Genomic DNA, 23,712 nt, shown 5'->3' with positions numbered 1-23,712 from the left:
TTCTCCTCCTTCCCCAGTTAACATTATCAAATCAATGATAAAGCCAACTGCGATTTCTTTGATTTATTTTTATTTATATTGATATCGCACTACCGTCGTAAACATCCCTTCGCCGGCAAAGGTCTGAAAAGTCACACTGGATCCGTAATAAGCTTGCAGACGCTGTCTGACATTTTCTATTGCAATACCATGTCCCTTTTTTAAAGTTTTATTATCCTGTGCATAAGGGTTGGTTATGATGATATTAATTTGATTTTGCAATATTTCAACCAATATGCTTATGGTACTCTTTGTGAGAATTTTTTCAACTCCATGGAAAATACTATTTTCTAGCAAAGGTTGTAAAGTTAATAATGGAATTTGAACTTGTGAGTATAAGTCTTTGTTTTCTAACTTCCATTCTACCTGTAAGCGTTCACCTAGACGGATCTGCTCAATCTCCAGATAACGCTGGCACAGATCAATTTCCTCCTGCAGGCTGACCAGTTTTAACTCCTGAAAACTGGCGCGAAACAGCCGTGACAAATTCAACAGCATGTGCTCGGCTTTATCCGGATCAATACTGATCAGGCTGAGCACACTGTTCATGCTGTTAAACAGAAAATGCGGCTGAATCCGCGCCTGCATGGCCTGAATCCGGGCATTCAGCTCACTATGTTGTTGCTGCTCCCATTGCTCACGCAAATAAAGATAGCGAAAACAGAAAGTTCCCAGCAAAATCCCCAGACTTAAATGGAGTCCGACCTGATCCAGCGCAATCGCTAGGTTTAAATCCTGAAAATTAAAATTCTGCCCAAAATGTATCAAAATATTCAGATTCACTGTGGTCAGCAGCACAATTGCCTGTAACAGTAAAAATCCGGAAATTAACGCCAGCTTAATGCCCATACGCTGAAAGGCTTGATGGAACAATTCTACCAATGCTGCAAAACATAACAGCACCCAGTTGATATACAGGATATATTGCAGCAGGTGCATTCCATTCAAAGCCTGCCAAGACTGTGCTTCTGCGAGTGCTAAAATCATGGCCAGAATATTGCCGCCAACAAAGAGTTCCAGCAAATAGTGCAAATTGCCGATCTGGCTAAAAAAATAGGAATTTTGCGTTTGTTCGTTCATCGATGCGAAAGATTGAGCAGATGTGACTTCGGCAATGGGCTTTGAATTTGTTATACTCTTTTTCGTTCTACTGCTTTTAATCTGATTGAGCCGACATGACCACATCTTCTAATTCCTCTAATCCATCACACGCCCAGACTTCGGGTATGTGGGGCGGTCGTTTCTCTGAAGCGACTGATGCTTTTGTTGCTGAATTTACAGCATCTGTTCAATTTGACCAACGTTTTTATAAACAAGATATTGCAGGCTCGATTGCGCATGCAACCATGCTGGCAAAAGTGGGCGTACTGACCGATCAAGAACGCGATGACATTATTGAAGGTCTGACTGCAATTCAAGCCGATATTGAAGCAGGCAAATTCGAATGGCGCATTGATTTAGAAGATGTACACATGAACATTGAGTCACGCCTGACTCAGCGTATCGGTATTACTGGTAAAAAATTGCATACTGGTCGTAGCCGTAATGACCAGGTAGCCACGGATATCCGTCTTTATGTGCGTGATGAAATTGATACGATCTTAGAATTACTGAAAAAATTACAAAAAGGTATTTTAAGCCTGGCAGCTAAAAACACCGACACCATCATGCCAGGGTTTACTCATTTGCAAACTGCACAGCCAGTAACTTTTGGCCATCATCTCATGGCCTGGTTTGAAATGCTGGTACGTGATTCAGAGCGTTTGATTGATTGCCGTAAGCGTGTCAACCGTATGCCGCTTGGTTCTGCTGCACTTGCGGGAACGACTTATCCAATTGACCGTGCTTATACTGCTGAACTGCTAGGTTTTGAAGCGGTTGCTGAAAATTCTTTAGATGCAGTATCGGATCGTGACTTTGCAATTGAATTTAATGCTGCTGCATCTTTAATCATGATGCACTTGTCACGTATGTCTGAAGAACTGATTCTATGGACTTCGGCGCAGTTCAAATTCGTCAACATTCCAGATCGCTTCTGTACTGGCTCTTCCATCATGCCGCAGAAGAAAAACCCGGATGTACCTGAACTGGTACGTGGTAAAACCGGTCGTGTCTATGGCGATTTGATGAGCCTGCTAACTTTAATGAAAGGCCAGCCGCTAGCCTATAACAAAGACAATCAGGAAGATAAAGAACCATTGTTTGATGCCATTGATACCGTTCGCGGTTCACTCATGGCATTTGCCGACATGATTCCTGCGCTGGTTCCAAACATTACCGAAATGCGCGAAGCAGCATTACGTGGTTTCTCAACTGCGACTGATCTGGCTGATTATCTCGTGAAAAACGGCGTGGCTTTCCGTGATGCACACGAGATTGTAGGTAAAGCGGTTGCACTCGGCGTTCAGGAAGGTAAAGATCTCTCTGAACTTAGCCTTGAGCAACTGCAACAGTTCTCTGACCTGATTCAGGCAGACGTATTTGAAAAAGCCCTAACCCTTGAAGCCTCGGTGAATGCCCGTAATCACATTGGTGGTACTGCACCTGCTCAGGTGGAAGCTGCGATTGCACGTGCTTACACTCGCCTAGAAAACCTTTACGCTTAAGGAAGACCGATATGTCTCGACAAGTATTTTGCCGTAAGTATCAACAAGAAATGGAAGGCTTAGACTTTGCACCCTTTCCGGGGCCAAAGGGTCAGGAACTGTTTGATAACGTGTCGAAACAGGCTTGGCAAGAATGGCTAAAACACCAGACCACGCTGATTAATGAAAAGCGTTTAAATGTGTTTGAACCTGATGCGAAAAAGTTTCTTGAAGAACAGCGTGAAAAGTTCTTTAACAATGATGAATCATTGGAAAAAGCCGAAGGTCTGAAGCCTGAGGCGTGATTTAGCGGAGCACTGCTCCGCCACGCCGCAAGACAAGTAGCTATGCTGTGCGTAGGCTTTAATTTAAAAGAATCCCTCATCTTTGGGGGATTCTTTTTTATATGTTGCTTTAAAAATTACGCAAGACAAGCGCTGAAAGCGCGCGTAGGCGTTAATCAAAAAAGAGTCTCTTTTGAGACTCTTTTTTATTCTTAACATGGCCTTTTTTTCTATAAACCAGGCGAAGTGCCCAGTATTAACAGTTAAAAAATCCTGTTACAGGCTTTTTTCTCTTGATCTCCAGACTACTCCGCTCCCCACAATATCAACCTTCAAAATGTATGTAGGCTTTACGCTGGAAAGATTATCTTTTCAGACTTTTACTTATTCTAGAGGCTTTGCACTGGCATGAACTGGAATATTAAGAATAGGTTAATAAAAGCACACTAAAGAAGTTATTCCTTTAGTACTGAATTTTGCTTATCCCTCTTATCTGCTTTGTAATGATGGGCCAAGAACTGAATTAGCCAAAAGCATTTTTACCTACTCTATCTGCTTAAGATAGTCAGCCACTATCCTGCTGAAAAACATTCAGATTTGTATCAAAATTAGAAATTGTAAATTCAATATACAGAGCAATCACAAAACACAACAATCTGCTACAAGAAGTCATATGATTTTGAAAAACTGGCTCTCTATAATGAGTCCTAAGAAGATGAGACATCTTTGAATAACTATAATAATAAGTAATAAATACCCCGATTTAATCCCAGTCCTTCCCCCAAAGGCTGGGTATTTTTTTACCTGTGATTTGTCCATTTTTTACTGATTCATACCCATAAAAAAAGCCCCTTTTCCAGGAGCTTTTTTATTTGGATTATTTCAATTAAGGTTGTTTCAGATATGGCCAAGCCGCTTTCAGATAAATAAACATTGACCATAAAGTGAGGACAACTGCTGTATATAGCAAGGCATATGCCAGTATTTCCAGCGGTGGCCAGTTCAGCAGGAATACGGTAATGGCGATCATCTGGAACGCTGTTTTGTATTTTCCAACAGTTGAAACCGCAACATTGGTCCGTGCACCCAATTCTGCCATCCACTCACGCAAGGCTGAAACAGTAATTTCACGGGAAATAATTACAATCGCAGCAAAAGCCATCGACATGGAAGGCTGCCATTGCACCAGTACAATCAGTGCAGCCGCCACCATTAATTTATCTGCAACCGGATCGAGAAACCGCCCAAAAGCGGAAGTCTGGTTTAATGTACGTGCCAGATAGCCATCAAACCAGTCCGTGACCGCAGCCACCACAAAGATCGTGGTTAAAATGATATGCCGCGTCATATCGGGGTTATGAGCATCAAAGCCCATTGCAGGTGGCCAGTAAGCCACCAATAAAAATACCGGAATAAGAGCGATACGCGCCAAGGTCAAGATATTTGGAATATTCAGGATACGACCTGTAGTCATAGACACCGCCAATTGTTCCCCTCATGTACGATGAAAATGCACACTTTTTTAGAGGTTTGATCCATCATTAATAGGCTTCACTTTATACGAATTGACCGAAAGTGTCACTAGGCAAACACCGTCACTGTTTGTCTTGCCATCGCAATCAGGCGATTTTCGGTATCCCACAGACAAGCATGTTCTGTCGCATAACCATCTGCAGCATGATCAGTAAATACTTTATATTTAAACCAATCATGCAATTGGTGTTGCACCGGATGCACATACGTCACGGTCCAGGTCAAGCTACTTGCAGGTGCCATTTTTTTAAACATCGGTAACACCCCGGGTGGCCAGATATCAAAAATAGCCATCAGGTCTGCGACCAGAAATTCACGGTTACGATGCTTTTCGGGATGAAAACGGCACCAGCCGCTAAAGTCTGGACGAGGGCTGCCACTACAGGGCAGATTGACATCCGCCCAGGCAATTTCAAAATGGTTATAACAGTCTGGCATGCCATAACCCGCAGGAATCTGAAACAACTGCTCTGGCGCAGCAAAGTCAGGAGCTTGGGCTTGTTGCTGCACCTGAATGGCGGAATCCCGGGAAATTCCAAAACTGGCAACCAGAATACTTTGCACGGCATCATCCTGCCATAAACGTACTTCAATAGTCGTCACAGATTTACCCTGCCGCAGGATTTCAGCCGTCAACCGTACTTTGGCTTGCTGAATCGGGCCGACAAAGGTCACGCTACAACTCAGCAGATGCTTGGCAGGATCATTGATCTGTGTAACCGCTTTTTGCATCATCATCGCGGCAGCCAGACCACCATACAGGGTACGGCCCTGTAACCATCCCTGTGGAAATTCCACCCATTCCTGTTCGGCAATTTGTGCATAAAGTGCATGCAAAGACATGTTGGTCCCTCAGTAAGTCTTGATGCTTAGTATATTGGGCAAAATTCATCAGGTTGTGAATGTCACGTGACCCAAGCGTCAATGCGCACTTTGGCCCTTGCATTTAAGTCACGCGTCATTCATGCAGTACTTTATAAATCATTCTGGCCATGACTGAACCCAGTCCCGGCACCATTTGCAGATCTTTTTCTGAGGCTTTCAGCACCCCTTGAATTCCGCCAAAATGAGTCAGCAGGTCACGACGGCGTTTTGGTCCCAGCCCCGGAATGACTTCCAACACTGATGAACCCCGTTTCTTGTCACGTTTGGCACGGTGCTTGGTAATCGCAAAACGGTGTGCTTCATCACGCACCTGCTGAATCAGATGCAGCGCCTTATGATCCTCCGGTAATTGAATTTTACTGCCATCGGTAAAGTGCAGGGTTTCCAGACCGGGCTTACGTCCCTCACCTTTGGACACACCAACCATAAAAGCATCCAGTCCCAGCTCCTGCATAACTTCCATCGCCATGTGCAATTGCCCCTTGCCACCATCAATCAGCAGCAAGTCTGGCAACAGGGCTTTTTTATAACGACGGGTCAGCGCCTGACGCATGGCAGCATAATCATCGCCCGCCTGAATATCCTGAATGGAAAACTGGCGATAATCGCGCTTGCGCGCGCCACCACTATCAAAGACCACACAGGACGCCACGGTATCTTCGCCCATGGTATGTGAAATATCGAAGCACTCGATCCGGTCTACAGGACGGCCGACCACCTGCTCCAGCTGATGAAAACGCTCATTTAATTCTATATGATTGGCTAGCTTGCCCTGAATCGCGTGCTGTACATTCATCTGCGCCAGTTCCAGCCATTCGGCCCGGGTTTCGCGGACTTTAGACTTGATCTGGATTTTCTTGCCAAAATGCTGCGACAGTGCTGCTTCCAGTTCCTTACGATCAGCCACTTCCAGATTGACAATCAGTTCAGCCGGGATTTCATCTGCCACCTGAAAATAAAAATTGGCAATAAAATCGGCCAGCATTTGCCCCAGGTCATCACTAAGCATATCCGGGAAATAACTTTTCCCACCCAGCATTTTACCGTTGCGCACATGCATGATCTGCACACAGGTCACTCCGGCCTGATAAGCAATCGACAGGATATCGGCTTCGCCTTTGAGCTTATAAATCGCCTGCTGTGACTGTACCTCTCTTAACAGCGCCATCCGGTCCCGATAGAACACCGCTTTTTCAAATTCCAGCGCTTCAGCGGCCGCTTCCATTTTTGCGATCAGTTCCTGATTCAGCTCCTTGGTATCACCCTGCAAAAAGCGGATCGAGTTATCGACATCTGCCTTATAGTCTTCCGGAGAAATAAATCCGACACAGGGCGCAGAGCAGCGTTTGATCTGGTATTGCAGACATGGCCGGGTCCGGTTGGCAAAAAAACTGTTTTCACAGGAACGCACATTGAACAGTTTTTGCAGCACCACCAGAGTATCCCGTGCCGTATAAGCACTCGGATAAGGTCCAAAAAACTTGCCCACCTGGTGCTTGCCCTTGCCACGTCCACTGGCTAAACGCGGATAGGGTTTATCTGCCGAAACAAAAATATAGACATAAGATTTGTCATCACGCAGCATGATGTTATACGGTGGATGATGCAGCTTGATCAGGTTCTGTTCCAGCAACAAGGCTTCAGTTTCAGAACGTACCACCAGGGTCTGGATATCATAAATCCGTGCCACCAAGGCCTGGGTTTTGGGATGATCCAGCGTTTTGACAAAATAGCTGGAGACCCGGTTTTTCAGGTTTTTGGCTTTACCCACATACAATAATTCGCCGTCTTTGCCATACATCCGGTAGACCCCGGGCAGGCTGGTCATATTCGCCAGGATTTTTTCAATATGGGGGCGTGCGTTTTCGTTCACCTAAAGCCTATTTTTCACCTACAATCTGCAGATATATGTGATGATTGTTGCGTCATTTTCAAGCAAAAACACAAAATTCCCCTGAAGCTGCCACCTAATCTTAAAGTTCCTGTCGGGTTATCCCCCCAATCTATAATCCTCACGACATAAACTGATTGTTAAAAGCTATAAATTTCAACCTTTAACTTTGTTATGCTCAAAAAGTCTAGTTTTGAGATGATTCGCATGACCATGCAGCAATCGGACATTCATATTGTTCAACCCTCCACTTCCACCCATCACCTGTCTGAACGTGATCGTCTGATTGGCAAACCGCGTTTTCATTTCGAGCCAAATAATGTAATGCAGCTGCTACGTGAACGGATTATTGGGCAGGATGCAGCCCTGAATGAAATTGAAAAAATGCTGCATGTGGTCAAGGCAGATTTTTCCAGTCCGGATCGCCCTTTGTCGGTGACCTTGATGCTGGGCCCTACTGGCGTCGGTAAAACTGAAACCGTACGTCTGATTGCCGAAGCGATCTATGGCCGCCCGGATGCCTTTTGCCGGATTGATATGAATACTCTGGCACAGGAACATTATGCAGCGGCTTTGACCGGTGCACCGCCGGGTTATGTCGGCTCCAAGGAAGGTCACAGCCTGTTTGATGAAACTGCGATTGCCGGCAGTCATACCCGGCCCGGCATCATGCTGTTTGATGAACTGGAAAAAGCCAGTAACGAAGTGATTCGCGGCTTGATGAACGTGCTGGATACTGGCCGGCTGACCTTGACAGCGGGTACTAAAACTATCGATTTTCGCAACTGCATGATCTTTATGACCAGCAATGTCGGGGCACAGGCGGCGCAGCAATATCTGGACAAACTCAGCTATCTGCCTGAGAAAATGCAGGCACTGTGTCTGAAGCGCGTTCCCACCCAGCGCATCATTGAAAAAGTCATGCAGCGTAAATTCGACCCTGAATTTCTGAACCGGATTGACCGCAGCCTGCATTATCAGGCGGTACAGCATGATGCCCTGCCACGTCTGGTCGAAATTGAACTGGATAAACTGAACAAGCGCTTGCAACATCAGCAACGCAGCGTGCATTTAAGCGCTGCAGCCAAAGCCTATTTCTATCAGGGTCATGATATTCGTTACGGCGCCCGGCATTTGGGCCGCAAGATGCGTACCGAACTGGAGCCAATTCTGGCGCTGTATTTTTTAAACCAGCCCGAGCAATTGAGCCTGCACCTGGACTGTATCAATGCACAGCTGGTGGTTGTACCTGAGCAGGCAAAAGCTTAACCAAGGTAGACTCACTATCCGCTTTTATTTGGCTGGAGGGCCTGCATAAAAGCAGTCTGATTTTTGGGTGAAACCAATATAAATTTCTGCATGCCCGCATCCGTATAGTCAATCCGCAGACGCTTTAAAGACAAGGCTGGTGCAATAATAGAGTGCTCGGTGGGCTGAATGGATTGGATTGCACTTAACGGAATCTTCCAGCTCAACCACAGGCTTTTTATAGTCAATACCCCATTGTCCACCACATAGCGCGTACTCCACAGCGGCCACCACAGGATAATAATAGTCAGAATATACACAGCAGTATGCAGCGGATACTGCTGCATGGTCCCTTTGGCCTGCATGGTCAACAGCAGTTGCAGCAGCAGGCCACTCATACAAATCACAAAAGCCAGCAACCACCAGTCTTTTTTAGAACGAAACACGTGCATCGATATCCCCCATATCTAGGTGCAGGATCATCATAAACAATTCCCGCACAGATGACAGGGCCTGGATCTGGAAGGATGAAAATTATTTCAATCCAGATATCGGTCGAGCCGTGATCTTCCTGGCTACTTTCAGAAAATTCCCGTAACCAGAAATGAGATACGGCAGTTTTATTTGTGCCGATAGAAAAATCTCGACAACTACCTGAAAGCCCTGCAATCAGCCAGATTCGGCGAGAAAAATCCTGTGCTCAAGACTGAAATTGACTGAATTGACGCAGCTTAGCGAGATGCTTGCCTTGAAAATCAGTCATTCTGCTCCATATCAGTCAGGCTGATCGATGAAAAATAATGAATTGAAACAGAATCTTTGGTTCATCGGGCTATAAGAAACTGAAAGGAAAAATTATAACCGGTCGGATCAAGCCGGCAGAAATTGATGACCATTGCGTCACGGCTTGATACAACTTGTTATGTTCTTTTTGGATATAGTTATCGTAAGATTAGCGAAGTCAAAAAGTGCGCGGGACATGCGCACTTGCTTCACAACATCAACTTAGAAGTCCTCCAAAATAAAGGAGATCAGGGCATGATCCACGCTGGCAATGCCATTACCGTCCAAATGCTTGAGGACGGGATTGCAGAATTCCGCTTTGACTTACAAGGTGAGTCCGTTAACAAATTCAACCGTGCAACGATTGAAGATTTCAAGGCTGCGATTGACGCAGTTTCCGCAGCAGACATTCAGGGTTTAATCGTTACTTCAGGTAAATCTACATTTATTGTAGGTGCTGATATCACTGAATTCGGCGACAACTTTGCTCAGGGTGAACAAGCGATTGTTGACTGGGCAATGCCAGTACATGAAATTTTTAACAGCTTCGAAGACCTCGACATTCCTAAAGTGGCGGCCATTAATGGCATGGCACTGGGTGGCGGTTTCGAAATGTGCCTGGTATGTGACTACCGTGTCATGTCAGAACAAGCGCAAGTAGGCCTGCCTGAAATCAAGCTGGGTATCTTCCCGGGCTTCGGTGGTACAGTACGTTTAAGCCGTCTGATCGGTATCGACAATGCGGTAGAATGGATGGCAATGGCCAATCCTAAAAAACCTGCTGCTGCATTGAAAGATGGCGCAGTCGATGCTGTCGTATCTGCTGACAAGCTAAAAGATGCTGCGATTGACCTGGTAAAACAGGCGATTCATGGCCGTTTAGACTGGCAAAACAAGCGTCAGGAAAAACTTGATCCGGTTAGACTGAGCCCGATCGAACAGATGATGGTGTTTAATTCATCTAAAGGTATGGTGCTGGCCAAAGCCAACCCGGCTCAATATCCTGCGCCAAAATTACTGCTGGATTCATTACAGGCGGGTGCTAGCCTGCATCGTGATGACGCGCTAAAAGCTGAAGCTGAAGGTTTTGCTAAAGCCGCAGTCACACCACAGGCAGGTGCATTAATCGGTTTGTTCCTGAATGACCAGGTAGTGAAGAAAACTTCCAAGAAATATGAACAAGGTGCACATCCAGTGAACCAGGCGGCCGTTCTCGGCGCAGGTATCATGGGTGGCGGTATTGCTTACCAGGCAGCAAGCAAAGGCACGCCGATCATCATGAAAGACATCGGTAACCCGCAACTTGCCTTGGGTATGTCTGAAGCGAACAAACTGCTGACCAAGCAGGTTGAACGCAAGAAAATGAAACCGGCACAAATGGGTGAAACCCTTGCTCGCATCCGTCCTACTTTAAGCTATGACGAGTTTAAAGAAGTTGACATCGTGATCGAAGCAGTGACTGAGAACCCGAAAGTCAAAGGCATCGTACTGAAAGAAACTGAATCTAAAGTACGTGACAACACTATTATTGCGTCTAACACCTCGACGATTTCAATCACGCGTCTGGCTGAAAATCTGGAACGTCCTGAAAACTTCGTGGGCATGCACTTCTTTAACCCGGTACACATGATGCCACTGGTTGAAGTAATTCGTGGCGAGAAAACTTCTGCTGAAGCGATTGCAACGACTGTTGTGCTTGCACAGAAAATGGGTAAAACGCCAATCGTGGTCAATGACTGCCCGGGCTTCCTGGTGAATCGCGTATTGTTCCCTTACTTCGGTGCATTTGACCTGTTACTTAAAGATGGTGCTGACTTCCAGCAAATCGACAAGGTAATGGAAAAATTCGGCTGGCCTATGGGTCCTGCCTACCTGATGGACGTGGTCGGTATCGACACGGGCGTGCATGGTGCAGAAGTCATGGCTGAAGGCTTCCCGGATCGCATGAAACCTGATTACAAAGGTTCGATCCAGGTGATGTATGAAAACAACCGTCTTGGTCAGAAGAACGACGTTGGTTTCTACAAGTATGAACTTGACCGTAAAGGCAAAAAAGCCAAAGTGGTTGATCCAACTGCATATGAGCTTGTGGCATCTGTTGCAACTGCGGAAAAACGTGAGTTTGACGCTCAGGAAATCATTGACCGCATGATGCTGGCTTTCTGTAATGAAACTGTTCGCTGCCTGGAAGACAATATCGTGGCAACACCTGCTGAAGCAGATATGGCAATGATCATGGGTGTTGGTTTCCCTCCATTCCGTGGTGGTCCATGCCGTTACATCGATCAAACCGGTGTAGCTGAGTATGTGGCACTTTGCAATAAATATGCACACCTTGGTAAAGCTTATGAAGCGCCAGAAATGTTGCGTGAAATGGCTGCTAACAACAAAAAATTCTACGGTTAAGGAGCAACGTGAATGGCTACTTTAAATCCACGTGACGTTGTCATCGTTGATGGCGTGCGTTCAGCAATGGGTAAATCCAAAAACGGCATGTTCCGCAATGTACGTGCCGACTCAATGTCTGCTGAGCTTGTCCGTGCCCTGTTGGTACGTAACGAATTCGACCCGAATGAAGTTGAAGACGTCATCTGGGGCTGTGTGAACCAAACCCTAGAACAAGGTATGAATATTGCCCGTAATATCGCATTACTGGCAGACTTGCCGAAGACTGTTGCAGGTCAAACGGTAAACCGTCTTTGTGGTTCGTCTATGCAGGCGATTCACACTGCAGCTGCGCAAATTGCGACGAACCAGGGTGATATCTTCATCATCGGTGGTGTTGAGCACATGGGCCATGTTGGCATGATGCACGGTATCGACCTGAACCCTGAAGCGTCTAAGCATTATGCTAAGGCGTCGAACATGATGGGTCTGACTGCTGAAATGCTGGGTCGTATGAACGGCATTACCCGTGAAGAACAGGATGCGTTTGGTGTGGAATCTCACCGCCGTGCCTGGGCTGCGACTGAAAATGGTCTGTTCGAGAACGAGATTGTTGGTATTGAAGGTCACAATGCAGATGGCTACAAAATGCTGTGTGATATCGATGAAGTGATCCGTCCGGATGCCAATATCGAAACCTTCCGTGCTTTACGCCCAGTCTTTGATCCGAAAGGCGGTACAGTGACTGCAGCAACCTCTTCAGCCTTGTCTGACGGTGCATCTGCCATGCTGCTGATGTCTGCTGAACGTGCTCAAGCTTTAGGTCTTAAACCACGTGCTGTGATTCGCTCTATGGCAGTTGCAGGTTGTGATGCTGCGATCATGGGTTACGGTCCGGTTCCAGCAACACACAAAGCACTTAAACGTGCTGGTCTTAAAATTGAAGACATGCAAACGGTTGAGTTAAACGAAGCATTTGCGGCACAAGGCTTGTCTGTTCTTAAAGGTTTAGGTCTGTATGACAAGCAAGACATCGTAAACTTAAACGGTGGCGCGATTGCATTGGGTCACCCATTGGGTTGTTCTGGTGCGCGTATCACAACAACGTTGTTAAACGTAATGGAACAACAAGATACGCAAATCGGTCTTGCGACGATGTGTATCGGCCTTGGCCAAGGTATTGCAACAGTGATCGAACGTGTTTAATTTTTAAATACCTCGATAAAAGAAACCCCGCTTAGTGCGGGGTTTCTTTTTTATTGACTAAGCAATCATAAATACAAACTAAACGCTTATAGTTAGAATTATTCCAGCTTTCTTCGAATTTTTCTTTTAGATAATCTAATAAAATTCTTAGATTCTCCTCTGAGCTATTATCAACAATATATTGACCTAAATAGTCAGCACGAATTGAATCGCTAAACTGAGTATTTTTAATTAATTCAAGAATACTTAATGAAGAAAGGTTCTTCGCTCTATATGATTTTCTATAGCCATTAGCTATCTTAGAAATAAATGTTCTTTCATTAAAATTAAATAAATTTTTAAAATTCTCAGGCGCATTTTTAAAAGGCTTATAATTTGGGTCAGCTTTAATAAATCTTTGAATAGGTACATAAACTGCTGACTTGCAAATATCTGGAAGTGTATTATTTAAAATTTGTGCTCTATCAAACTCAATATCTCCATATATAGCATCCGATAGAATCATTTTGAAATTAACACCTTTTAAGCCAACTTCACTATATCCTTGTTGAGCAACACCAAAACCTGCAACAAACTCAATTTTATTTGTTCCCTGCATGATTTCTTCAACATTTGTAGCACAGTATAATTTTTTATCTGGTGCCGCACCTTGAACTATTTCATAAAATTGCTCTCTAAAAATACGCAATATATAAGCAGGGATTTGACGTTCATTACCTTGTAGAGCTAAATAAACTTTCGAAAAATTATTAGTTCTAATTTCTGTTATAGGAATACTTATATTATCTACAAAACTAAAGTGTGTTTTAGAAATAGAATCCTCTCCTCCCTTTTCCCAACTAATAAAAATCAGATTATTTGCTAATTTAGCTCTATGTTCATCATTTGACATCATTTCTGAGATAGAACATAAAATAGATCTTATATTTTCATCATTCATAGAATAACCAATGAATATAATTGGATGTTCTAAAAATATTGAGAGAAGCTTTGCTGCTAAATATCTATTCTTTTTATGAAAATCCTCATAATCATTTTTTGTTAAAACTAGTGATTTTGGATCTGTACAACATCCATGAATTTTATAAATTTCAGCTATTTTTTGAGGATTTGAAAACAGCAAATTTCCTTGACCTACATAAACTTTATAATTTTCTTCTTCAAAGAGATGCTCTAAAAGTAAATCCCAATTTGTCGTAATAATTCCATCAATAATCGTTTTCTTTGATGTAAGAATATTTAATTCATCTAGTAGTTCTTTCTTATGAATATCTAATGATTTTAGATAATTACAAATATCATATCTTAATGGAGAAGATATATGAGCATACCAATCCGCCTGACTAGATATTATGTGTGAATCAGGTAGTGACCACCAATAATCAGAATATGGCTCTGCCATTTTTTCCGCTGCCAATGCTAGATCACCGTTACTTTCACTGATATAACGGATAAATCCTGAAGGTAAATTCGATCCAAATCGACTTAGTAAACCTTTCCAATCTTCTAAGCCTAGATAACGTCTTGAGAATCCTGAGCCTATAAAAAGAAATGGAGCTGTTGGACTTTCTTTAATTATTTCTTTTAAACTTTCCGTAATATCCAAAAAAGACCCCAAATTATAAAATATGTATTTAAATGATTATAGTAATGGTAGTTAGTTTATTTTTCCATCAGAACACCTCTATAGCCAAATTATGTTTAATTTTTATAAATGTTATTTATTTGTAAAATTGGTTTATTTCTCAATCATTTAAAACTTATTTATGAATTACTTAAATTTTATATGCGTATGATCAAGCCTCTTTTTTTTCTATTTCCTTAAAAGGGTTTATATGAACATGCTTAAAACAATGATCGCAACTGCAATCGTAGCGACTTCTGCATCTGCAATGGCAACTGAAGCTCAAGTTACACCAGCAACTGTTGTAACTAAAACAACCCAAACTGTTGCTAAAGAAACTACTGCACCTGTACAAGCAAAAGTTGCAACTGCTCAAGCGACTGTTGCTGCAACTCAACAAGCGGCTGAAACTAAAGCTGAAGCAGTAAAAACAGAAGCGACAACTCAAGTAGAAACAGCTCAAGCTACAGCAGAACAACACGTTGAAGCTGCCAAAACTGAAGCAGTAGAAACCAAAGACGCGACTGCTGAAAAAGCAGAAGCAAAAGCTGAGAAAAAAGGCTGGTTCTCTTGGTTTAAAAAAGCGGCTTAGTATTTTTTAAGCATAAAAAAGATGTCAGGCTGACATCTTTTTTATTTTGGATGATTTAATTTAAATTCAGGAATTTAAAAAAATCCTCAATCTTCTATTCAACCTTTTGCGCTAGCATGGTGGCAAAGTGCTGCTTAATTCGCAGACCCTGTTCATCCACCCGATGCAGTTCGCCAATATTCTCATTGTATTTGATCAGCTTCCACCCTTCGTACAGCTCGCTTAACTGACCTGGTTTAAAACTAAATGGAAAGTCTGGCTGTGCCGGAATATCGTCTGTATCCATGGCACAGACAATCAGGTTATAACCACCCGGAACTGTCGCCTGCTGCATTTGTGCAATCAGCGGCGGAATGGTTGTTGCCTCAAGGAACATCATCACTACAGTACAGTAGATAAAGTCATATTGGCCTGTAATGCTGGTATCCGTGTTGAGATCGCGGCGCTGCGCCTGAACATGTTCAATCTGCTCCGTCTGCACAATTTGTCTTAAGGTTTGCAAACTGTTTTCGTTGACATCCCAGGCATCGACTTTAAAGCCGTTCTGGCTTAAATAAAGCGCATTACGTCCTGTACCACAGCCGATATCCAGGGCACGACCACCCTTTAAATAGGGCATGGCGGCCAATACTTCAGAATGGGTAGGATTCAAATGATATTTCTTGCTGAAATAATCATCAGGCCGGCAATAAAAACGCAGCTGGCATTCGGCATCCTCACTGGCAGAGACAATTTTGTGCCATACCTCAGGCTCAATAAATGGCGGTTGCTGCTCTGGAGTAAACACATGCTCGGATTGCACCTCGCCAGATTGGTCCAGCATGGCAAAATGTACCTTACCTTTTAAGATGGTCAGTTTTGCCCAGGTGCCTGCTTTGGTATTGTGCTTATTTTTGAAACCCTGAGGAATACTCTGCTGTGTCCAGACCGGAAACTCCTTATAACATTTCAGTTCTTGCATGATTGACTTCCCTCCTCTTAACCCATATGCCGCCTTTTATTGTTTAAGCAGCGGCTGTTACTTTCGAGCATAGACTGTTCATGCCGGAATTAAAATCATGCTTATGTATGCTGTATCCATACAATAGCAAGATGAGGACTATCCAGAAAATAAAAAAGCTGCCTGGATTTGACAGCTTCCATTCAGCAACCTGTGTTGAGCAGTGGATGACTGTAATCTGGCCAGCCATCCAAGACAGGTCATAACTTGTTTTCTACTGCTTTCTGGTTAGCGCTCGCGACTTGTTGCATCTGCTTGTTCAGGTCCAGAATTTCCTTGTACAGCGCATTAAACTCTTTCACCGCTTTATCGTCATAGAACATAAACATGTTATTTTTCTTTTGCCATTTATACTTTTTTAAGACTGCAAATAAAGCATCTGCCTTGGCTAAATTCTGTTTTTCGATTTCGAAAATGACATGCGCATTACTATTTTGCTGACTATCTTTCAGATTCTGGGTCAGTTGCTGGCGATAACGGTTTTTAATATCCAGTTGCTGTGCCTTGTCGATCAGCTCAGCATCACGTTGCTGGATTTTCTGCTGATAGCTGTCCATAATTTGATGGACTTGCTTAAGCATGGCTTCAGTTTCTTTATAATCTTGGGTCTGGTCCTTGGCCAAGCGGTTAATATCCAGAAAATTCTGCCAGTTGGCCGCTTTTAGATCCCGTAGATACTGGTTACGTTCCTCGGCACTGTCACGCAATTGCCCCAGCATAAATTCGGCCATAATGGCATAGTCGCCCTCCAGACGGTCATCTTCCAGCTCGATCTGAATCGGTTTAGACCAGTCCTGTGCCTGCTGTGCAATACTTTCAGTTTTTTCTTCTAGTACTGTTTCATATTCCAGCAGCTCGGCCTGATGTTTTTGCTGGACAGAATGCTGATAAAACAGCCCAATAAAAATTGCCAGTGTCACAGCAGCTAAAATCATAAAAACACGCGGCATGTACACGCTCCAGTTCTATCCGTCAGATCTTGTAGACTTCTATCCACTATGCTTATTTTTTAGACACAATTCAAGATGTTCAATTTTTCCAGCAATATTTAACTATGAAGATAAAACACCGATTTGGCAGGAAATTTATTTCAACTTCCTGCTTGTTTTTGATCTTTAGTTGCTGCTACACAAGCCCGCAACTAGTAAAGTCCAATGCCGGGCACGGCTTACCTGGAAGGAGATGGCAGTGAAAGATTAAGCTGGTTCCGGTAGGAATTAAACTGCTCACGGGCAATCTGGACGGTGGTGGCATCGCGATTAATACCAAAAGGTTGCAACACCACATACAGCCCATTTCGTGGATCTGAAGACAATAAGCCCTGTGCTACAGCCAGCACATATTCTTGGAAGATCACAGGCAGGCTGTCCAGATCTGGAGGAGCAGGTGCACGCATGACATCAATATTTGCGACAAAATCAGCATCGACGCTATAAGACTGGATATCACGTTCAATTTCCATCAGGCGCATTTGCAAGGCCTGTTGTTGAGCTGCATCTTCTTGGTAAGGCACAACTTCAATCACCGCACGCAGTTCAGGTTCTGCCATTACGGTAAGCATAGGCAGTATCACGGAATCAGATTCACTCGTAGAGCCAGCATGACCTAATAACGGTAAAGTCAAAGCCATACAGGTGGCTATCAGGCTTCGTATTATGGGTTTCAGGAGATTCATCATATTCACCCTCGTTTGGAAAAGGGAAAGCATCTGACTGAAAGCTTACAAATAATACCAGCGCCTATTGTTAAGTTTGATAAACGGTAAATGACGAATAAAAACAGCTTAAACTAAAAAAAGAAGGAATTAAAAAGACTGAAAAATTAAGAAAAATCTTGATATGACTTTAGTCCGGACAAAAAAAATCCCCAAACATGGTTTGAGGATTTTTTTGAATATGGTGGCGAGACCCAGGATCGAACTGGGGACACACGGATTTTCAATCCGTTGCTCTACCTACTGAGCTATCACGCCGATGCGGTGTATTAAGCCGTATCTGGCTTCATTAGTCAATCAAAATTATGAAAAAAATATTTGAGTGACTGATTTTTGTCCTAAAAAAAATCCCTGATGGGATCAGGGATTGAAAACTTTTAAATCGTTTTAAAATATGGTGGCGAGACCCAGGATCGAACTGGGGACACACGGATTTTCAATCCGTTGCTCTACCTACTGAGCTATCACGCCGATGTCGCGTATTAAACAGTCTCCATTATAAATCGTCAAGAGCGGAGAGAATAATTTTCATCAAATGTTTACTTTTCCATCAACTCCGGTAAATTTGAGTCATAATTCAAACAGTTTTTACCAAAGACCTTAGCAATTAAAACAGATCTAGACGCTTGCTTACATAAAAAAGTAGCCTTAAGGCTGCTTCTGACTGCTCTATCTTTAGATCTTTTCCAGATTGGCCAGACAACGATGAATGGCCCCACAGCCCGGTACAAAATTTTTCACGCCTTTGTCTTCTTCCATGCGACAGACCTCACTCACCAGCCTTTCTGCCACACCCCGACCACGGTTAGCCGGATGCACCACGATATTTTCCAGAATCCGGCTTTCGCCCTGTCCGGTGCACCAGATTGCCCCAATAATTTTGCTATTAAATTCTGCGCTATAAACTGAGGTATACTGTGCAAGGTTTTGCTCTAGTTGTTCCATGGCATCTGACCCGTCGCTAAATTCCGGGCTCGTGTCATACAGTCGCTCAAGCTGGCTGCGCACTTCGTCATTTTCTAAAGAAGTATAAGCATGTACGGTGATAGGCATTGATAAACCCTCCTGAGCAATCTAATATGCGGTGACTTCGTCACGGCGAAAATATTTTCTACATCAATCATTTTGACGTATTTGAGGAACGTGTCTATGACAGATCGTATCAGTGAAGTGGTAAGAAATACCAACGAAACCAAAATTCGAGTTCGTTTGAATCTCGACGGTACTGGTCAAGGCACCTTAAACACGGGTATTCCCTTTTTAGATCATATGATTGATCAAATCAAGCGGCATGGCCTGTTTGATATTGATATTCATTGTGAGGGCGATCTAGAAATTGACGACCATCATACCGTAGAAGACTGCGGTATTACGCTGGGTCAGGCTTTCGCGCAAGCACTGGGTGATAAAAAAGGCCTGAAACGCTATGGTCATTTCTATGCGCCACTTGATGAATCTTTAAGCCGTGTCGTGGTCGATCTGTCGGGTCGTCCGGGCCTGTTTATGGATATTCCATTTACCCGTGCCATGATCGGCCGTTTTGATGTAGACCTGTTCTCTGAATTCTTCCAGGGCTTTGTGAACCACTCGCTGATGACCGTGCATATCGACAACCTGAAGGGCAAAAACAGCCATCACCAGATCGAAAGCGTATTTAAAGCATTTGCGCGTGCGCTACGTATGGCCTGTGAAGTCGATCCACGTGCTGCCAATACGGTAGCTTCAACCAAAGGTACGCTGTAATGACCCGTATTGCCCTTCTTGATTATGGCATGGGAAATTTGCACTCTGCGGCAAAAGCATTAGAACATGTCGGTGCTACAGTAGATGTGACCAATGATCCTAAACTGATTGCACAAGCTGACAAGATTGTTTTTCCGGGCGTAGGCGCGATGCGTGACTGCATGCAAGGTATGCACGAAGCCGGGATTGATGAAGTGGTACGCAATGCCGTATTTAACAAGCCGGTATTGGCCATTTGTGTGGGTATGCAAGCCTTGATGCAACATTCTGAAGAGAATGGTGGTACCGATGCACTGGGTATTTTCGAAGGTGCGGTTAAGCATTTTCCGGAAATGGCGGGCTTAAAAGTGCCACATATGGGCTGGAACCAGGTGCATCAGGCCGATCCTGATCATCCGATGTGGAACAATATCGAACAGGACGCGCGTTTTTACTTTGTGCACAGTTACTATGTAGAACCACAAGATTCAGACCTGGTGGCAGCGACTTGTACCTATGGCATTGAGTTCTGTACCGCAATTCATAAAGAAAACCTGTTTGCGACCCAGTTCCATCCGGAAAAGAGCCATACCGCCGGTTTACAGTTATTGAAAAACTTTGTGGATTGGAAGATCTAATCTCAGGATTTTTAAAGTTTCTAAAAAGCTCGCATCTGCGGGCTTTTTTTATTCATTTAGATTAGTTCACTGCCAGAATTCTGACTATTTTTTAGTCATTAAAATTGTTATTATTTTGAAGTAACTCATTATATTTAAAAATAATTAAATTCAGGGGAAATACAATAATGAATCCACACTATCCAAGCAATGGATCAGCTTTAAGCCCAAATGATCGTTTTGGCCGCTTGTCTTATCTCGGCTGGAACATGCTAATGACCTTTTCGCTCCTGATCATCATTGGGATGATTGCAGCTTTTTCACCTGGCCTATTTATGGATAGCTCTGCCTTGGCAGGCTCATCCATGGTTGTAACTGTTCTCATCGGACTCGCTTACTTGGTCATGCTTTATTTTAGTTTTGTTTTTACTATTCGCCGTCTACATGACCGTAATCACACAGGATGGTTATCCTTACTTATCCTCATTCCGCTGGTCAATCTGATTTTTATCCTTTACTTAATTTTTGCCAAAGGGGATGACCGTTCCAACCAATATGGCCCTCGACGCAGCACCCGAACATGGGAAAAGGTTTTAGGCTGGCTTTATTTTTTAATTTTCCCTTTAGCTATTCTGGCTGCGATTGCGCTTCCGGCATATCAAGACTATGTGACTCAGGCTCAACAGGTGCAGATGGAACAGAGTAGTCATCACACTGATTAATCCTGTTTAAATTTTGCATAAAGCCCATGAAGGATGGGCTTTATTTTTGCCTAGAACAGGAAAAGTGATTAAGCTGAACCCATTCATTTAATGATTGAAGCTTATGCAACAGCTGCTGGATACTTTACCAAGCAAGGAACAAATTCAGACCTTTCCTGTATTTAAAAATCTTCCGATGCAACAGATTCAGGTGATTAATCGTCTGGAACAGTGTCATGCCCTTGAACAGGAGCTAAAAAGCTGTGCAGTCCTGGGTTTCGATTCTGAATCCAAGCCCACCTTTAAAGTCGGTGAAGTCTCCACTGGGCCACATCTGATTCAGCTGGCCACTTTAGATAAAGCCTATTTATTTCAAATGAATGATTCGATCTGGGATTTTCTTAAACCGATCTTTGCCAGTCGAGACCAGATCAAGGTTGGTTTTGGCCTGAAAAATGATGCGCACCTGTTCCGTAAAAAAGGCATTGAACTCAACAGCGTGGTCGAACTGTCCAAATGTTTTAAAGCTTTTGGCTTCAATAATCCGGTCGGATTAAAAAATGCCATGGCTTTGCTATTTCAAGTAAATTTTCCTAAATCCAAACGGATTAGTACCTCGAACTGGGCCAGCAAGAAGCTCAGCCCGGCACAAATTGATTATGCAGCAGCAGATGCCTATGCGCCCATGCTGGTATTTGAAGAATTGTTGCGGCGGGGCCTTTTACCCAAAGAGATTCCCAATACGTCACTGAAATTGAGAATCCGCCCCTCATCGACGGCTTAAGCACTTGAGCCACGTATTGCGTCTGGCATGACAAGGATGACTTCGATATTGCTTGATATACGAATGAAAGCTAGGATGAGCAAGGTCGGAAACGGAGTTTCAACAGCAATGTCTTTTTACCATTTTGACTGATGCTCAGTTCGATACGCGACCTACTATAAAGATCTGATCTCCATTCACTCGCAGACTCATTAATGCCATTAAAATAAATTACCTAACTCCTACCTGTCTGTGTACAGGTTTTCTTTATTCATACCGTTTAAGAGTTAGAAATTTCGACTTTATTTGCTAAGATGAAGCCACTGAAATTCATTCTAAAGATTGAGCAAGGAGCGAAAGCATGCTGATCATTCCTGCAATTGACCTGAAAGATGGCAAATGTGTCCGTTTAAAACAAGGTCGTATGGAAGACGATACCGTATTTTCAGACGATCCGGTCGCAACAGCACAGCATTGGGTAAATGAAGGCGCTCGCCGCTTGCATCTGGTAGATTTAAACGGTGCTTTCGCAGGTACGCCAATCCATAAGCCAGTGGTTGAAGCCATTGTCAAATCCCAGCCTGACTTGCCGATCCAGATTGGTGGTGGTATCCGTTCTCTGGAAACCATCGAGCATTATCTGCAAGCTGGTGTTTCTTTTGTGATTATTGGCACCAAAGCAGTTCAGGACCCTGAATTTGTTGAAGAAGCCTGTCAAAAGTTTGCTGGCCACATTATTGTGGGTATTGATGCCATGAATGGCATGGTGGCAACAGATGGCTGGGCCAATGTGACTGATGTTAAAGCCACTGACCTGGCGAAACGTTTTGCCGATGCTGGCGTATCGAGCATTGTCTATACGGATATCGCGCGTGATGGCATGATGCAGGGTGTAAACATTGAACAGACCGTAAACCTGGCACAATATTCAGGCCTGCCTGTGATTGCTTCAGGTGGCGTGACCAATCTGGATGACGTACGTAACCTGAAAGACCAACCGGGTATTTTAGGCGCAATTACCGGTCGTGCAATTTACGAAGGTACCTTAAGTTTACGTGAAGCACAGTTATTGCTAGATGAGCAACAAGCGCTATAATTAAGCCTGCTGTAAAAGAGGTCTTCGGACCTCTTTTTTATTTTTTATTTTTCTGATCTCCTCGCATGTCTACACTTATTTCCAAAAATCACTCCGGCTGGATGGTGAAAGCGCCGCAACTCGCCCTGATCCTGATCACCATTATCTGGGGAGGCAGTTTTATTACTGTGCAATACGGGCTGAATTTTAGCAGTCCGATGATATTTGTCGGTCTGCGCTTTGCTGCAGCAGCGCTTGCCGTCACCCTGATTTCACTGAAGTCGCTAAAAGGCATGAACCTGAAAGAGGCGTTCGCCGGCGCGGTGATTGGATTTATGATTTCCATTGGTTATGGCACCCAAACAGTGGGTTTACAGACCATTAGCAGCAGTGAATCGGCTTTTTTAACCGCCTTGTATGTGCCGCTGGTCCCGATCCTGCTCTGGCTATTGTTTGCTAAAAAACCACAGGTGATGACCTGGATCGGAGCGCTGTTTGCCTTTACCGGTCTGGTATTTTTGACAGGCAATGGCTTTGCTGCAATTCAGCTCAGTTTCGGGCAAACCCTGACGTTGCTTGGTTCGATTGCAATTGCACTGGAGATTATTTTCATCAGCCATTTTGCTGAACGGGTCAATGTACGCCGGGTTACAGTGCTGCAACTGATTTTTGCATCATTGTTCTGTTTTATGATCGCACCCGTTTTAGGTGAATCTCAGCTACCCGAATTTCACTGGCATCTGGCAGGAATTTTAGTCGGTTTAGGTATTGCCAGTGCCTTGATTCAACTGGTGATGAACTGGGCGCAGCGCATGGTCAATCCTTCGCAGGCAGCGATTATCTATGCCGGCGAACCGGTATGGGCAGCCCTGTTTGGTCGTCTGGCCGGAGAACGTCTACCTGCGCTCGCGCTAGTCGGTGGATTGATGGTGGTGCTTGGCGTGATTGTCAGTGAATGGAAACCAAAGTTTTTAAGAAAAGAACCAACAGAAGAATTAAAGCAAGATCTTTCTTAATTCCACTAAATCCCCCTTAAAAGGGGGATTTTTTCTCTGGGGAAATACG

22 protein-coding genes and 2 tRNA genes are annotated in these 23,712 nt (G+C 43.9%); 12 read left to right on the top strand and 12 right to left on the bottom strand.

Annotated features, from left to right (window positions below):
• Window positions 1-69: 69 nt before the first annotated feature.
• A complete protein-coding gene (locus AY607_RS12015; RefSeq protein ID WP_064102641.1) occupies window positions 70-1,224 on the bottom strand; it encodes a sensor histidine kinase in 1,155 nt (384 codons plus the stop codon).
• Between AY607_RS12015 and argH the strand changes: the two genes are divergently transcribed.
• Window positions 1,215-2,645, top strand: coding sequence for an argininosuccinate lyase (gene argH, locus AY607_RS12010; RefSeq protein ID WP_171254891.1), 1,431 nt, complete (start codon window positions 1,215-1,217; stop codon window positions 2,643-2,645). The two genes, AY607_RS12015 and argH, sit on opposite strands and share 10 nt — an antisense overlap.
• A gap of 11 nt (window positions 2,646-2,656) precedes the next feature.
• Complete coding sequence (locus tag AY607_RS12005) at window positions 2,657-2,929, top strand: oxidative damage protection protein (protein ID WP_064094993.1); 273 nt, start codon at window positions 2,657-2,659, stop codon at window positions 2,927-2,929.
• 865 nt (window positions 2,930-3,794) lie between these two features.
• Here AY607_RS12005 and pgsA read toward each other — a convergent pair.
• The 3 genes from pgsA to uvrC form a co-directional block, all read right to left on the bottom strand.
• Complete coding sequence (gene pgsA, locus AY607_RS12000) at window positions 3,795-4,382, bottom strand: CDP-diacylglycerol--glycerol-3-phosphate 3-phosphatidyltransferase (protein WP_064094994.1); 588 nt, start codon at window positions 4,380-4,382, stop codon at window positions 3,795-3,797.
• Window positions 4,383-4,489: 107 nt separating this feature from the next.
• The gene (locus tag AY607_RS11995) at window positions 4,490-5,284 is read right to left on the bottom strand and encodes a thioesterase family protein (protein WP_064094995.1); all 795 of its coding nucleotides are present in this window, start codon (window positions 5,282-5,284) and stop codon (window positions 4,490-4,492) included.
• A 115-nt stretch (window positions 5,285-5,399) separates the two neighbouring features.
• A complete protein-coding gene (gene uvrC, locus AY607_RS11990) occupies window positions 5,400-7,199 on the bottom strand; it encodes an excinuclease ABC subunit UvrC (protein WP_064094996.1) in 1,800 nt (599 codons plus the stop codon).
• Between the two features lie 225 nt (window positions 7,200-7,424).
• Here uvrC and AY607_RS11985 point away from each other — a divergent pair, with 225 nt between their 5' ends.
• Window positions 7,425-8,486 carry an AAA family ATPase gene (locus tag AY607_RS11985; protein WP_064102640.1) on the top strand — a complete coding sequence of 354 codons (1,062 nt, stop codon included), beginning with the start codon at window positions 7,425-7,427 and terminating at the stop codon, window positions 8,484-8,486.
• A gap of 14 nt (window positions 8,487-8,500) precedes the next feature.
• Here the strand turns inward: AY607_RS11985 and AY607_RS11980 are convergent, their stop codons facing one another.
• Window positions 8,501-8,917 carry a PH domain-containing protein gene (locus tag AY607_RS11980; protein WP_064102639.1) on the bottom strand — a complete coding sequence of 139 codons (417 nt, stop codon included), beginning with the start codon at window positions 8,915-8,917 and terminating at the stop codon, window positions 8,501-8,503.
• 586 nt (window positions 8,918-9,503) lie between these two features.
• On the opposite strand from AY607_RS11980, the gene fadB reads away from it, so the two are divergent.
• Complete coding sequence (fadB, locus tag AY607_RS11975) at window positions 9,504-11,654, top strand: fatty acid oxidation complex subunit alpha FadB (protein WP_064102638.1); 2,151 nt, start codon at window positions 9,504-9,506, stop codon at window positions 11,652-11,654.
• Window positions 11,655-11,666: 12 nt separating this feature from the next.
• The gene (fadA, locus tag AY607_RS11970) at window positions 11,667-12,839 is read left to right on the top strand and encodes an acetyl-CoA C-acyltransferase FadA (RefSeq protein WP_064095000.1); all 1,173 of its coding nucleotides are present in this window, start codon (window positions 11,667-11,669) and stop codon (window positions 12,837-12,839) included.
• Between the two features lie 31 nt (window positions 12,840-12,870).
• On the opposite strand, the gene AY607_RS11965 is transcribed toward fadA, so the two are convergent.
• Entirely contained in the window at window positions 12,871-14,445 is a 1,575-nt protein-coding gene (locus tag AY607_RS11965) for an SIR2 family protein (RefSeq protein ID WP_081408816.1), read from the bottom strand.
• Between the two features lie 229 nt (window positions 14,446-14,674).
• On the opposite strand from AY607_RS11965, the gene AY607_RS11960 reads away from it, so the two are divergent.
• Window positions 14,675-15,055, top strand: a complete 381-nt coding sequence (locus AY607_RS11960) for a hypothetical protein (RefSeq protein ID WP_064102636.1) — start codon at window positions 14,675-14,677, stop codon at window positions 15,053-15,055.
• A gap of 94 nt (window positions 15,056-15,149) precedes the next feature.
• Here the strand turns inward: AY607_RS11960 and tehB are convergent, their stop codons facing one another.
• From tehB to AY607_RS11930, 6 genes are all read right to left on the bottom strand, one after another.
• Window positions 15,150-16,016: an SAM-dependent methyltransferase TehB gene (tehB, locus tag AY607_RS11955; protein WP_064102635.1), complete on the bottom strand. Its 867-nt coding sequence runs from the start codon at window positions 16,014-16,016 to the stop codon at window positions 15,150-15,152.
• 239 nt (window positions 16,017-16,255) lie between these two features.
• Window positions 16,256-17,005 carry a hypothetical protein gene (locus tag AY607_RS11950; RefSeq protein WP_064102634.1) on the bottom strand — a complete coding sequence of 250 codons (750 nt, stop codon included), beginning with the start codon at window positions 17,003-17,005 and terminating at the stop codon, window positions 16,256-16,258.
• Window positions 17,006-17,223: 218 nt separating this feature from the next.
• Window positions 17,224-17,730 (bottom strand): hypothetical protein, encoded by a 507-nt coding sequence (locus AY607_RS11945; RefSeq protein WP_064095004.1) that lies wholly within the window; start codon window positions 17,728-17,730, stop codon window positions 17,224-17,226.
• Between the two features lie 221 nt (window positions 17,731-17,951).
• A tRNA-Phe gene (locus AY607_RS11940) sits at window positions 17,952-18,027 on the bottom strand.
• Between the two features lie 137 nt (window positions 18,028-18,164).
• Window positions 18,165-18,240, bottom strand: a tRNA-Phe gene (locus AY607_RS11935).
• A 204-nt stretch (window positions 18,241-18,444) separates the two neighbouring features.
• On the bottom strand, window positions 18,445-18,822 hold the full coding sequence (locus AY607_RS11930; protein WP_064095005.1) for a GNAT family N-acetyltransferase: 378 nt from the start codon (window positions 18,820-18,822) through the stop codon (window positions 18,445-18,447).
• Between the two features lie 96 nt (window positions 18,823-18,918).
• Between AY607_RS11930 and hisB the strand changes: the two genes are divergently transcribed.
• The 6 genes from hisB to AY607_RS11900 all read left to right on the top strand — a co-directional run bounded on the left by hisB (window position 18,919) and on the right by AY607_RS11900 (window position 23,663).
• Window positions 18,919-19,512 carry an imidazoleglycerol-phosphate dehydratase HisB gene (hisB, locus tag AY607_RS11925; protein ID WP_005095198.1) on the top strand — a complete coding sequence of 198 codons (594 nt, stop codon included), beginning with the start codon at window positions 18,919-18,921 and terminating at the stop codon, window positions 19,510-19,512.
• Entirely contained in the window at window positions 19,512-20,129 is a 618-nt protein-coding gene (gene hisH, locus AY607_RS11920; protein WP_005250416.1) for an imidazole glycerol phosphate synthase subunit HisH, read from the top strand. Before hisB ends, hisH begins: the two co-directional genes overlap by 1 nt.
• A 167-nt stretch (window positions 20,130-20,296) precedes the next feature.
• Complete coding sequence (locus AY607_RS11915; RefSeq protein ID WP_064102633.1) at window positions 20,297-20,830, top strand: DUF805 domain-containing protein; 534 nt, start codon at window positions 20,297-20,299, stop codon at window positions 20,828-20,830.
• Between the two features lie 103 nt (window positions 20,831-20,933).
• Window positions 20,934-21,593, top strand: a complete 660-nt coding sequence (locus AY607_RS11910) for a 3'-5' exonuclease (protein ID WP_064095008.1) — start codon at window positions 20,934-20,936, stop codon at window positions 21,591-21,593.
• 340 nt (window positions 21,594-21,933) lie between these two features.
• The gene (gene hisA / locus AY607_RS11905; protein WP_004729237.1) at window positions 21,934-22,668 is read left to right on the top strand and encodes a 1-(5-phosphoribosyl)-5-[(5-phosphoribosylamino)methylideneamino]imidazole-4-carboxamide isomerase; all 735 of its coding nucleotides are present in this window, start codon (window positions 21,934-21,936) and stop codon (window positions 22,666-22,668) included.
• A gap of 65 nt (window positions 22,669-22,733) precedes the next feature.
• Window positions 22,734-23,663 carry a DMT family transporter gene (locus AY607_RS11900; protein WP_064095009.1) on the top strand — a complete coding sequence of 310 codons (930 nt, stop codon included), beginning with the start codon at window positions 22,734-22,736 and terminating at the stop codon, window positions 23,661-23,663.
• Window positions 23,664-23,712: the final 49 nt, after the last annotated feature.

Origin of the sequence: Acinetobacter sp. SFA, from assembly GCF_001647535.1 — a bacterium.
GTDB classification, from domain to species: Bacteria; Pseudomonadota; Gammaproteobacteria; order Pseudomonadales; family Moraxellaceae; genus Acinetobacter; species Acinetobacter pecorum.
This window is presented reverse-complemented; position numbering and strand designations above follow the sequence as displayed.